This is a genomic window from Paenibacillus sp. JZ16 (assembly GCF_015326965.1).
In the GTDB taxonomy this organism is placed as follows: domain Bacteria; phylum Bacillota; class Bacilli; order Paenibacillales; family Paenibacillaceae; genus Paenibacillus_AQ.
This window is the reverse complement of the sequence record NZ_CP017659.1, coordinates 3,033,441-3,046,269: the sequence shown is the minus strand read 5'-3', so window position 1 is coordinate 3,046,269 and position 12,829 is coordinate 3,033,441. Positions and strand designations below refer to the sequence as shown.

Annotated in this window: 12 protein-coding genes and 1 pseudogene; 10 read left to right on the top strand and 3 right to left on the bottom strand. The window is 48.1% G+C overall.

The window, feature by feature from the left end; all coding sequences use genetic code 11:
* Window positions 1-58: 58 nt before the first annotated feature.
* Complete coding sequence (locus tag BJP58_RS13750; RefSeq protein ID WP_194544364.1) at window positions 59-535, top strand: GNAT family N-acetyltransferase; 477 nt, start codon at window positions 59-61, stop codon at window positions 533-535.
* Between the two features lie 59 nt (window positions 536-594).
* Here the strand turns inward: BJP58_RS13750 and BJP58_RS13745 are convergent, their stop codons facing one another.
* Window positions 595-939: a hypothetical protein gene (locus tag BJP58_RS13745; RefSeq protein WP_194544363.1), complete on the bottom strand. Its 345-nt coding sequence runs from the start codon at window positions 937-939 to the stop codon at window positions 595-597.
* A 187-nt stretch (window positions 940-1,126) separates the two neighbouring features.
* Between BJP58_RS13745 and BJP58_RS13740 the strand changes: the two genes are divergently transcribed.
* The 7 genes and pseudogenes from BJP58_RS13740 (at window position 1,127) to BJP58_RS13715 (ending at window position 9,214) form a co-directional block, all read left to right on the top strand.
* Window positions 1,127-2,284 (top strand): response regulator, encoded by a 1,158-nt coding sequence (locus tag BJP58_RS13740; protein ID WP_194544362.1) that lies wholly within the window; start codon window positions 1,127-1,129, stop codon window positions 2,282-2,284.
* Between the two features lie 170 nt (window positions 2,285-2,454).
* Window positions 2,455-2,946, top strand: coding sequence for a hypothetical protein (locus BJP58_RS13735; RefSeq protein ID WP_194544361.1), 492 nt, complete (start codon window positions 2,455-2,457; stop codon window positions 2,944-2,946).
* A 112-nt stretch (window positions 2,947-3,058) separates the two neighbouring features.
* Entirely contained in the window at window positions 3,059-6,244 is a 3,186-nt protein-coding gene (locus BJP58_RS13730; RefSeq protein ID WP_194544360.1) for a hybrid sensor histidine kinase/response regulator, read from the top strand.
* Window positions 6,245-6,369: 125 nt separating this feature from the next.
* Entirely contained in the window at window positions 6,370-6,546 is a 177-nt protein-coding gene (locus BJP58_RS13725) for a hypothetical protein (protein WP_194544359.1), read from the top strand.
* A gap of 1,259 nt (window positions 6,547-7,805) precedes the next feature.
* Window positions 7,806-7,901, top strand: a pseudogene (locus tag BJP58_RS34125) (GNAT family N-acetyltransferase); the annotation flags it as partial.
* A 111-nt stretch (window positions 7,902-8,012) separates the two neighbouring features.
* A complete protein-coding gene (locus tag BJP58_RS13720; RefSeq protein ID WP_194544358.1) occupies window positions 8,013-8,933 on the top strand; it encodes an AEC family transporter in 921 nt (306 codons plus the stop codon).
* Between the two features lie 116 nt (window positions 8,934-9,049).
* Entirely contained in the window at window positions 9,050-9,214 is a 165-nt protein-coding gene (locus BJP58_RS13715) for a hypothetical protein (RefSeq protein ID WP_164817510.1), read from the top strand.
* Window positions 9,215-9,342: 128 nt separating this feature from the next.
* On the opposite strand, the gene BJP58_RS13710 is transcribed toward BJP58_RS13715, so the two are convergent.
* Window positions 9,343-10,383 (bottom strand): LCP family protein, encoded by a 1,041-nt coding sequence (locus tag BJP58_RS13710; RefSeq protein WP_194544357.1) that lies wholly within the window; start codon window positions 10,381-10,383, stop codon window positions 9,343-9,345.
* Between the two features lie 279 nt (window positions 10,384-10,662).
* Here BJP58_RS13710 and BJP58_RS13705 point away from each other — a divergent pair, with 279 nt between their 5' ends.
* Window positions 10,663-11,106, top strand: coding sequence for an Rrf2 family transcriptional regulator (locus tag BJP58_RS13705; protein ID WP_194544356.1), 444 nt, complete (start codon window positions 10,663-10,665; stop codon window positions 11,104-11,106).
* A 217-nt stretch (window positions 11,107-11,323) separates the two neighbouring features.
* Window positions 11,324-12,178 (top strand): VOC family protein, encoded by an 855-nt coding sequence (locus tag BJP58_RS13700; RefSeq protein ID WP_194544355.1) that lies wholly within the window; start codon window positions 11,324-11,326, stop codon window positions 12,176-12,178.
* Window positions 12,179-12,253: 75 nt separating this feature from the next.
* On the opposite strand, the gene BJP58_RS13695 is transcribed toward BJP58_RS13700, so the two are convergent.
* Window positions 12,254-12,769 carry a hypothetical protein gene (locus BJP58_RS13695; protein WP_194544354.1) on the bottom strand — a complete coding sequence of 172 codons (516 nt, stop codon included), beginning with the start codon at window positions 12,767-12,769 and terminating at the stop codon, window positions 12,254-12,256.
* Window positions 12,770-12,829 lie beyond the last annotated feature (60 nt).

The following is a 12,829-nucleotide window of genomic DNA, read 5'->3' as shown; positions in this document are numbered from 1 at the left end:
GCATTCCAAACCCTGACCGTCATCCAGTACACTTGGGGTAACGTCGGATGTAAAGGATGTGCGTGATTTGAAAGCAGAGATTCATATATATCAAGCGGAACAGAAGGATTTGAGCAAGGCAGCCGCTCTGTTTAATCAGTATCGGCAATTCTACAGGCGGGAAGATGATTTGAACGGGGCCGAGGAATATATCAGGGAGAGGCTGACCCTGGGCGATTCCGTTATGTATTTAGCGGATTGCAATAGAGGAGAAAACCTGGTTACGGCTGGCTTTCTGCAGTTATATCCATCCTTCTCATCGCTCTCGATGTCCAGGTTGTGGGTCTTGAATGATCTATTCGTGGACTCCGAATATCGCGGGCTTGGTATCGGAAGGAATCTGCTGCATCAAGCCCAAGCGCACGCCCTTCAGACCGGAGCCATAGGGCTGACTCTGTCCACGCAGCTTCATAACGTGACAGCTCGGCATTTGTATGAATCGGCAGGGTATGTGCAGGATGAAGAATTTGCCTATTATTATTTGGACTTATCATAACGAAGGGGCACAATAGCAAACAAAGACGATACTCCAGAAGGAGTTATCGTCTTTGTTTGCTATTGATATATCGAGCGTATTTTGCGGAAAACCTCAACCCGGGCAATTTTAAGTTCCCACATCTGGTCCAGCAGCTTCCGCTGCATATCTTTATCATCCGTTGCTTTCAGTTCATTGTAAAGGGCAAACATCCGGTCATTGATTTGGTTCACGCATTGCCACAGTTCTTGTTCCGTGCATTCCTCCGACTTCGCTTGCTTCTTGCCCTGCGGTTCCAACATGTGCCGAAGTGTACGAACAATGTCTGCTTGCCACTTCCGATCTTCCAAGCGAATAGCCAAACTGAGGAGATCCAGATAATCATCGAGGGTCAGAGATGTCGGTTCTTTATCGCATTGATCCAAGTTGAAAGCCCCCTTTAGTAAACTTCTAATCACTTTATACCAAGTATTATACTTGGAATTATGAGTTTTTCAAGAGAAAAAATAACGAGTATATTGTTATAAACATTGCTTTCGCTTGTTGCAACAATGCGAAGGAATCAATATAGTTAAATGTGACCGTATTTTTCCAATCCAAGGAGTAATATGAATGAAGGTAATTCTCGTAGATGACGAACCGTTGGCTTTGAAGTATTTAGAACGTCAGCTGTTAAAACTGGATACCATGTCTATAGATGTAATCGGTACATATACGAATCCCTTTGAAGGACGCAAAGAAATTCTTGCAAGGGACGTCGATATCGTGTTTTTGGATATCAGCTTGCCGGAATTAAATGGCATTGAGCTGGCAGAGCAGCTGCTTGAGCAGAAGCCTCATCTCTGTATTGTATTTGTGACGGGGTATCACGAATATGCAGTCACTGCCTTTGAATTGAATGCCGTTGACTATATTGTTAAACCTGTCCAGATTGATCGAGTCGCCAAAACGATGGAGCGTTTGCGAAGCCGCATTGCGTCCAGGCCGGAAGAGGTCATGGAGTCCAATCGCAGCATTCGGATGACAATGTTCCGCCAGGTTATGATCGAGCAGCCGAATGAGCAGGGGCAATTCGCTCTGCTTCATTGGCGGACAACCCGGGCTCAGGAGATCTTCATTTATTTGCTTCAGCATAGAGGACAGCTTGTACGAAAGTCGGCATTGATCGATATGTTATGGCCGGAGTTTGATATGGATAAAGCCTATCCCCAGCTGTACACGGCCATTTATCATATCCGAAAAACATTGGAGCCTTATGATACCCGATTCCAAATCACCAACACGACGGAAGGCTATGTGCTGAATATGGAAGGCGTGCAGCTGGACATTGAGGAGTGGGAGAATTGGTTCATGTCAAACACCTCCGTATCGGCTGAATCGATTGAGCGACATATTGAAATGATGAAGTTGTACACGGGGGACTACCTGCAGGAATATGACTACTGGTGGGCAGAAGGAGAGCGTCAAAGGCTGAAGGAGCTGTGGCTTAGCGTTTCTTTATCCATGGCGGAATGGTATGTGGATCAGGAACGCATCGATGAAGCCATATTATGCTACTTCTCGATCCAGAGGCAGCATCCCTTGGAGGAGAAGGCCTACATTTCATTGATGAAAATATATGCTTTGCAGGATAATCCGGCCCAGGTGCACCGTCAATTCAGTCTTCTGTGTCAGGTGTTAGAAGATGAGATGGGCGAGGAGCCAAGCCCTTACATTGTGAAATGGTACGACGAATGGAGCAATGGAATTCAAGCCGCCAATATGAAATAGATGAGATAGCCAAGACGCATTCGAGATGAAATCACCGGTTGTTCGACCGGTGATTTTTTTGTATATACTTGCCTGATTTTATAGTCCTTCCGGTGTTGTTCAGAAATTGTAGAGGACGGTCTCCTATACTGGGAGTGAACCATAACAATCGGGAGGTACATTATTCGGTTATGAAATTCATTCGGAAATTTAAGGAATCTTCGCTGCAAAAGGCCATGGGATTGGAGCTTGGAACGTTCCGGGAGTTCGAGCTTGATGCGGAGAAGGACCTCCAGCATTGCAGAGGCTTCTATGCTCACTTCAACGGCAAGCGGATTGGCATCGTTGCTACGGATGAGGGTCCGGTATTTCTGTGTGGACAGGAAAAGTACTTGCTGGATGAGCGTACCGTTCATTTTTTGTTGCAAAAAAACGCCGAGGTTAACACATTTATCTTTATGTGGGATGGGGGAGTGAAACTCCAAATTCCTTATTTGCGGTCCTTGATCGAGTACAACGGAAAATGGGTGGATGATTCGATTTTCGACTTTTTTTCGTGGATCTATGAAGCATCCGGTAGAAAAAGATTCTACTCTTACTATACGGTGAAGTATGTATCCGCTGCGGAATTATGTCCGTACCAGCCGCTGCAGCGTCCAGGCAAGACATTATCGTTTGTATAGCGGCCTGACCCGGCCCGCTTATTTATTGGACTTTATGGAAAAGGAACAGACAACAGCTCCGTAACGATGTAAAATAATGGACAGTTGTGTAGGGGTGTTGATTTTTTACAATATGTTAAAAGGACTGTTATTATTGTCGACCTATTCCAACTCGAACTCAAACTCGAAATCGAAACCGATCTCCGGCAAAAGGCTGCTGGGGATTACTTTTCTGTTTATTGTCATTTTACTCTCCGTGCGGTTGGCTTATTTTAAAATCATCATGATCCCTGAGGAAGTTCCGTTTCAGCAAGGAGTGCTGGATCTTCGGGATTGGCGGGCGGATGACCGCAATACGGTCGCGCTGAACGGGGAGTGGGCCTTTTATCCGAATCAATGGATGGGCCCGGATAGATGGTCTCAAGGGGAGCAGCAGCCTGCCGCCGATCCGCGCTGGATACAGGTTCCCGGGCCATGGGGAGGCGTAAACGAGAACGGGAACCAAATGGGCTTCGGCACTTATCGTCTCAAGCTGCTCGTACCGGAACGTAACATAACTTACGGCCTCTGGATCACCGATATCCGTACAGCCTATCGTTTGTATGTCAATGGCGAGTTATTGTACGAATCCGGACATCCCTCCGATACGCCAAAGACCCATGTGGCAAGAATCGTTCCCCATATCGAACTCATCCCCCCGGCTGCCGAAGACGAGCTGGATATCATTCTGGAAGTGAGCAATTACCAATATGCCGATTCAGGCGGGATTAGGCTGCCAATCAAATTCGGGACTGCAGAAGCGGTGATGAAAGGAAAAGCGTTCTCGGAGAACATGCAGCTGCTGGTCTGCATAGTGCTATTTCTTCATGTCATGTATATCTTAATTTTGTATCTGATCGGCTATCGGAGCAAAGGCCTCTTATATTTTGCGGCCCTTATACTGTTTACGCTGCTGGCTACGCTGGTTGACGACGATAAGCTCCTGCTCGTTTGGCAGCCTGCTATCCGTTTCGAATGGTCAGTGAAGCTTAAGGTTGTTGCTTATGTGGCAATATCCTTATGTTTGATTCTGTGCACCAAGCATTTACTCCGGCCGAGAATCAAAGAAGGATTATACCGGGCCTATACAATCTTTGTGGTTTCGTATGCCGTCGCTTATTTGCTGCTTCCGTTTCATCTGATGGTGCATCTCTCTACTTATTTATCATTGGTATTAATAAGCTCCGTACTGTTCCTGCCTTCGATTGCCAGGAAGGCGGTCAGCGAGCGGACGGAAGCGGCCATATTTATCTTGCTGTCGGCGGTTGCGGTTTCCTGCAACATTATCGTAAGCGGAATTTTAAGGTTTCGGTATTTTAAGGAACTGCCTTATTATCCGATAGACCTGATCGTTGCGTTTCTCGGATTTGCTTCCTTCTGGTTTATCCGGTTTGCCCGAAACACTGTGGTGCTGAGGGAACAGGCAGAGGAGCTGCAGCGGGCAGACAAGAAAAAGGATGAATTTCTGGCAAATACGTCCCATGAGCTGCGAAATCCGCTGCATGGCATGATTAATATGGCGCAAACGCTGCTGGAACGCAAAGGGAGTACACTTCAGCAAGAGGATCGTAATCACCTGGAGCTGATTACCGGCATTGGTAAGCGGATGTCGCTGCTGTTGGATGACTTGCTGGATGTTTCGTTATTGAAGGACAGGCGGATTCGGCTGGATGTACAGAGCATCCATCTCGGTTCGGCTGCCCAAGGCGTGCTGGATATGCTCCGTCCGATGGCGGAGGGCAAACGAATCGAGCTCGTATGCGAGATCGAGGATGACTTTCCCAAGGTATGGGCAGATGAAAGCCGGTTGGTTCAGATTATATTCAATCTGATTCACAATGCAATCAAATATACGGAGTCAGGCCGAATCATGGTGACTGCCGATGTTGTTAATGGAAGGGCCTGCGTCCACGTTCTTGATACGGGGATGGGGATGGACGAAGAGACAGTAAGGCGGATATTCCTCCCCTACGAGCAGGGAGACTCCAACTTTGCCGCAGCGGGAGGCGGCTTGGGGCTTGGACTCAGCATTTGCAAGCAGCTGGTTGAGCTGCATGGCGGGGAACTCTCCGTGTCATCTGCTCCGGGGCAGGGAAGTTCCTTTACGTTTACGCTGAAAGTGGACGATATGATGAGGCAGGAGAATACGGATAAACAGGAGTTTATTGCCGGCTCCTTGGCTTCAAATTCAGAGAAAGAGAAGGAGAGGCTATCTAACATGTCAGATAAGCACGAACAGGATGATGCCGAATCCGAGGCTAAGCAGCGTTCTCGTCAAACCGATGGCAGGCTGCTCATCGTAGATGACGATCCGGTTAACCTAAAAGTTATCCGTCATTTGCTTGAAAACGAAGGGTATCAGATCGTGACCGTTACCCGGGCTGAGGAAGCCCTTCAATTGTTAGAGCAGGGAGAGTGGGATCTCATCATATCTGATGTGATGATGCCCCAGATGTCAGGATATGAATTGTCCAGGACGATTCGGCAGAGGTATATGATATCGGAGCTTCCAATTCTGCTGCTGACTGCAAGAAATCGCCCTGAAGATATTCATATGGGCTTCATTTCCGGAGCTAACGATTATTTGATAAAACCGGTGGATCATCTGGAATTAAAAACAAGGGTACGCGCGCTGCTGGACCTGAAGCGCTCCATTAAGGAAAGGCTGCATATGGAGGCGGCTTGGCTCCAGGCTCAAATTCAGCCGCATTTTCTGCACAATACTTTAAATTCGATTGCATCTCTTAGTGAGATTGACCCTTCCCGGATGGTTGCGCTGATTGGAGAATTCAGCCACTATCTGAGAGCCAGCTATGATATCAGCAACTTGGAGCGTTTTATCCCGCTGGAGCAGGAGCTTGGCTTGGTTCGCTCATATCTGTATATCGAAGGAGAGCGGTTTGGGGAACGCCTGCGTGTCCGTTGGCATATTTCCGAGGAAGTTGCTGTTCAGCAGTGGAAGCTTCCCCCTTTGACCATGCAGACGATTGTGGAGAATGCTGTCGTTCACGGGGTATTGGCTCGAACCCAGGGAGGGACCGTAACGATTCGCATCGTAAGTGAAGCTGAATCCGCCAAAGTCATTATTGCGGATGATGGTGCCGGGATGGATCCCGAGAAGCTCCGCTTGATGCTGGGAAGCGGGAAGCGTACCGGCAAGGGAGTCGGCCTTATGAACACGGATCGGCGTTTGAAGCAAGTCTATGGGCAAGGACTCATGATTGACAGCACAATGGGCAGAGGAACCACCGTGTCGTTTGTCATCAGGAAGATGGCATAATGAGAGCCTAAGCCTATTAAACCTATAGTCTTTGAATCTTGGACGAATGCTTGAGGTATGGGTTAGGATGTAGAGAGAATGATCCATGTACATTATTCTTAGGGAAGATACGGAGACGAAGTTAGTTGATGGAAACAATTACCGTAACCGAATTCCCGGTCTTGAATCCGGATCACCGCCGCGCTTTGTTACCCATAAATATCGCCATTTTCCCGAAAGAGGGGAAATGGCAATACCGATTCAATAATATAAAAGTCGGAATCGATGGGCAATATGCGCTGATGATGTGCAATATGAGCTGATGATGTGCAATATGAGCTGATGATGTGCAATATGCACGGATGATGTGCAATATGCACTGATGATGTCAATATGCACGGATGATGTGCAATATGCACGGATGATGTGCAATATGCGCTGAAGATGTGCAATATGCGCGGATGATGTGCAATATGCGCTGAAGATGTGCAATATGCACTGATGATGGCAATATGCACTGATGATGGCAATATGCACTGATGATGTCAATATGCGAGGATGATGTGCGATATGCGCGGATGATGTGCAATATGCACTGACGATGTGCGATATGCACTGATGATGGCAATATGCACTGATGATGGCAATATGCACTGATGATGGCAATATGCACTGATGATGGCAATATGCACTGATGATGGCAATATGCACTGATGATGTCAATATGCGAGGATGATGTGCGATATGCGCGGATGATGTGCAATATGCGCTGAAGATGTGCAATATGCGCGGATGATGTGCAATATGCACTGACGATGTGCGATATGTGCTGATGATGTGCAATATGCACGGAGAGATGCGGACAGGAGGTCCGCTATTTGCCAACAACAGTGCCAAATTTAAGGCTTTGCGGACACAGAATCCGTTATTCTCGGCTTTTGCTTGTTTTTTGCTGTGATATGCCGGCAATAGCGGAACAAGTGTCCGCTTAAGCTTAATTTTAGTACCTTTGTTTGCAAATAGCGGAATCACGGTCCGCACGGAGCAGGTCTTATGTCTGTACACCGTTCGCGGCGTCCCCGCACCGAGCGCTGTCCCCTGTGCGCACGCACCGAGCGCGGCGGCGCCTGTGTGCACGCACTGAGCGCGCCGCCCCCTGTGCTGACGATGTGCGATATGCGCGGATGATGTGCAATATGCGCTGATGATGTGCAATATGCACGGAGTGATGCGGACAGGAGGTCCGCTATTTGCCAACAACAGTGCCAAATTTAAGGCTTTGCGGACACAGAATCCGTTACTCTCGGCTTTTGCCTGTTTTTTGCTGTGATATGCCGGCAATAGCGGAACAAGTGTCCGCTTAAGCTTAATTTTAGTACCTTTGTTTGCAAATAGCGGAATCACGGTCCGCACGGAGCAGGTCTTATGTCCGTACACCGTTCGCGGCGTCCCGGCACCGAGCGCTGTCCCCTGTGCGCACGCACCGAGCGCGGCGGCGCCTGTGTGCACGCACTGAGCGCGCCGCCCCCTGTGCGCTCGGTGCGTGGTCCGGAGCAAACTTGGATGGCTGTCGTCGACCTTATACAAAGAGCCCATCTCTCGAAGCAATGCAAAGATCAACGGTAAGTGGGTGGATCATCAGGTTCTGGCGATTATAAATCCGTCAGAGGATAGCTAGTTTTCCAAAGTGCAAATAATCGATGATTTATGGCTCAACCAACGGGATACGTTAGTTGAAATGACAACAGCGGCGGACCAAGAATTTTTACTTTGCATAAAGGTGGACCTCATGATCTCTTCTTTCTTAGCTACGATTTATGGCGTATTCCTACCCATATCACTGCCCGTCATCGGCGGAGCACTGCTCAAGCGATTCAAGGGCATTGAAACCAAGGGCCTTTCGGCCCTGTCTTTATATGTGCTGAGCCCGGCTCTGATCTTCGAAACGCTGGAGAAGGCTTCGATTACCTCGAATGAGGTCACGGTAACGGTTGCGTTTTGCTTGTTGAATGTGATTGCGCTTTGGGTGCTGAGTGCCTTAGCCGGTAAAATGCTGGGCTTGTCCCAGACAGAGAAATCGGGGCTCGCCTTGACCACTATTTTTACCAACAGCGTGAATTACGGGCTTCCCCTCGTTCTGCTTGCCTTCGGGCAAGCAGGGCTGGATAAAGCTTCTGTGTATGTCATTGTGCAGATTATCATTATGAATACATTAGGGGTGTACCTGGCAGCGAGATCTCATTTTTCCGCCGCAAAGGCGATCAAATCGGTGTTTACGCTCCCCTCGGTTTACGCGGCGGGACTCGCCGTGCTCTTCCGGTTGACGGATTTTCAGCTTCCGGAAGGGTTGAATACCGGCGTTTCCATGCTGTCCGCGGCTTATGCGCCGCTCGCTCTTGTCATACTGGGAGCCCAGATGGTCGGGGTTCGGGATGGCGGAGCTTCTGCCGTCTCCAAGCGCGGATTCTGGTCGGGCATGGCGATGCGAATGCTGGCGGGCCCATTGGTGGCTTGGGGATTGCTCGCGATTTTATCCATTGAGGGAACCTTGTTTGCGGTCATCCTGATTTTGTCGGCGATGCCAGCAGCCGTGAATGCGGTAATCCTTGCTGAACAATACGATGCCGCGCCCAAGCTGGTATCCAGGTGCATACTGTGGACCACGCTGGCTTCCTTTATCGTTCTGCCTGCCATGATCGGCTTTCTCTAAGCTTGCCATCTCCTGACCTGAAGCTTGGTTCAATCTCCAGACGTGTGTGTAAAGAGTAGTAAGCGTCAAGAAATAACCAACATCTGCAACTAAAGAATCGGATGGAGGTGGAGACTATGAGCAGGCAGCGTGACCGAGACGTGGAGATCGAGACCCGCAATATCGAGGAGCGGAATGACTCCAGCAGGGTAGCATCTACGTTAATTAAGTATGTGGCTTATCTGATTATCTTCTTTGGATTTTTGTATTTCCTTATCAAATACGTATTTCCGATGTTCTAGAAGGAGCAGATGGTATTCTTTAAAAAGCCTCCCTTTCGTGGTACGCGAAAGGGAGGTTTTTTATCATGGATCGTTCATAACAAGCTTTACCTTAGTCAGGCGATTCATCCAACCTCGTGTGATCAGATTCACTTCGCACCTGGGATCATCAAATCTTCCAGCTTGGTCTTTTCATCAGACCAGTTGGCAAGCAGTTCTTGAATATACCGGATGTCCGAATCGTCCGGATCATAGAAGTAATCGCCGCGGATCACTAGATCTTTTCCCTTTAGCATGTAATTCTCAAATGTCGGTGGAGAGTCATTAAAAAATAGGTTTTCGGCCAGCTTGAGAATGAAATCGGAGTTTAAGTCCATCGTGAGATTGCTGCCTCCGATACGAATCAGCTCCGGGATTTTGGTTATATTTCTCAATTCAAATACCCGATCCATTAAGGAACTGAGGAATATGCGTTGACGCATGGTACGGTTGAAATCCGAATCCTCCCGGTACCTTATATAATTTAATGCCTCTGTTCCATCATAAATCGGCTTGTTCGGCTCGATCCGCAATTTGATATGACGGGCGCTCTTGTTCTCGATGACTTTATCGATGGGGAGTTTAATCCCATCCAATGCATTGACGATATCCGTTAATCCGTGGAAATTGATGGCTGCATAATAATCGACAGGGTGCTGAAACAGATGCTCAACCGTATCCATGGCCATTTTCGCGCCGCCGTGGGCGTAAGCTGAGTTGATTCGGGAGGTGACTCCCCTGCCGATGACTTCGGTGTAGGTATCTCTCGGAATGGAGACAAGCAAAATTTTATTAAGGTCAGGTCGGATGACAGAGTAGATGATGGTGTCGGAACGGGCAGGCTCGTCCTCGCGTTGATCAACGCCCAGAAGCAAAACCGAGAATGGTTTCGTTGCCTCCGCAATAGGCTCGGGCGAATCAGAAGGACCAACAGGTTTGTAGGATTGCTCGAGCGTATGTTTGATATCTTTCGCGAAAAAAGCCTGAAACGCTATCCAGGATAATTCTTTTCTGAAAATATAGCCTAGTCCGCCTAAGAGAATCAGTATAGTAAAGGATACTCCTACCCATTTTTTGAGTTTGAGACGGCGTTTGGGCTTTCGAGGACGTCTGATAGTATACGTTTCATTTCGATGTTGGCTGGGATCCATGGATTTCCTCCTTGAATGTTTTGGATCATGCAGGGATGCCTGGATTATGTTTGAATAGGTTGATTTTACCAATACGTATTGTGATAATTATAGTGAAAAGTTCGGGAAAATCAACATAAAATTACATTATATCCCATAAAATTTTGAAATTTGTATATCAAGTGCCTGATTTTGGATTAAGGGGCAGCGGCTTCACCGTTGACTTTAAGGGTTAATGTAACTATGATGGTTACATGATATGATAGTCATCTGAAGATTTGGTCCGTCAGGAGGGGTCACATGAACATAAGCAGCCGATTTGCAGTGGCCATTCATATTCTCTCCGTGCTGGAGATGAATAAGGCTGGCGTCAGCACCTCAGATTATATCGCGGAGAGTGTGAACACGAATCCTGTGGTTATCCGGCGTATTGTAGGCATGCTGAGCAAAGCGGGCCTGGTGGAGGTTAAACCTGGCGTAGCGGGAGCGAAGCTGGCAAGGCAACCGTCCGAGATTACGCTGCTGGATATTTATCATGCCGTTCATGTCGTGCAGGAGGATTCCTTGTTTGGCATTCATGAGAATTCGGACACAAAATGTCCTGTCGGCAAACATATTCAAACGGCGATTGTCCCGGTTTTTTCAGCCGCCCAGAAGGCCATGGAGAACACGCTGCATGAGGTGAATCTGGAAGAGATTGTCCGGAAAATTGATGCCTCTGCGAATGGAACATCAAGTGAATAGGCAAAAATCACACGCTCGATCCTTATGTAGGATGGGCGTTTTCTTTTGGTTAAATGTTGGCGACTCGATGTACTTGTAAATTACTGGGTTTGACAACAAGGATGTCCTGTAACTATAATGATTACAAGCAAGATGTAACTGATTTGATTACAAGTTGAACCTGACGTTGACCTGAATATATGGAATGAACTAACCACAACATTCAAGGAGTGAGAATATGACAGCCATTATACATCCATCCACAAAGCTTGGCCCGGTCTCTCTGCGGATCAGTAATCTGGCACAATCTGTTCGCTTTTATACAGAAGTCGTCGGGTTGAAAATGCTTCGCCAGCATGGCCGTGTTGCCGAATTGACGGCAGACGGCAAACAGCCGCTGCTGATTATAGAGGAAATTCAAGATCTGGTGAGACCGCAGACCCGGACGGCAGGTCTGTACCATTTTGCAATTCTGGTTCCGAATCGGGAATCGCTCGGGCTTGCGCTTGCCAATCTGATTGCGCATAACATTCCAGTCGGTCAAGGCGATCATTTGGTCAGCGAAGCATTGTACATTAATGATCCGGACGGGAACGGCATCGAGATTTATGCCGACCGACCAAGGGATATCTGGAAGCGTGATGCCAATGGGGAATATGTGATGACTACCGACCCTGTCGATGTAGAAGGACTGCTGGCTCTCTCCAAGGACAAGGAATGGTATGGACTTCCTGAAGAGACGGTTATCGGGCATGTGCATTTCCACGTGTCCAACCTGCATGATGCCCGCGTATTTTATTGCGATGTTCTGGGGTTTGAGCTGACAGCCCATTACGGCGGCGCTGCGTTGTTTATATCTGCGGGAGGGTACCATCACCATATCGGGCTCAATGTTTGGGCAGGAATCGGTGTGCCGAACACACCACGGAGCGCTGCGGGGATGGAAGATTATACGATTGAGCTTCCGAGCCATGAAGAGCTTGAAGCGGTAACCGGCCGTATCCGTGAGGCGGGACTGGGCCTGGAGCAGCGCGATGGCGTCTGGGCCGTTCAAGATCCTTCGGATATCTGGATCCGGTTGGTTGTTGCTTAATAATATAAGTTAAAAAGCCTGTCCGCGATGATCGTGGGCAGGCTTTCTTTATGAGAAATCTCGGTTATCTTTAAGTTATATCTGGTCTAATTCTCCCAGCGTACGAAGCATGAATTCCAAGATATTCGGAATATCTCCCATCTGTTCTTCGTTGATTCTACGAGGAAAGCGAAGCTCGATCGTGTTGTGAAGCGGTACCGGATCATCGCTGTAGGTGTACCGTATCGTTTGCAGCGGAGGAAGCTCCGGATTCCATATCTCCTTTATGATCTGGGCAATAGCCGGACACGCTATGGAAGCATCAGCGATATGTTTATAAAAGCGGAGTTTCAGCTCGCAGGCTGGCTGACCTTCCGGAATTTCCAAGATCTCGGCCGCCAAATCCCGGAGCCCGGTCTCCAGGCAAATTTCGGCTGAAGTTGTGGATGACGCAGCCAGCTCGAACCGGAGGCTAAAACTTCTGGATAACGTGGCCATATCCAGAAGATCCTTCCGATCGGTAACACGAATGATTTCATCGAGGTTATCGAGATCGTAGACCGCGTTTTCGATGCCAACCTTTAAATTTTCGAATATCGTCGGGTCAAACATGAGGCACATCCTTTGAACGTCATAATGTCGTATATACGATTGTGGATAATATATCACAAT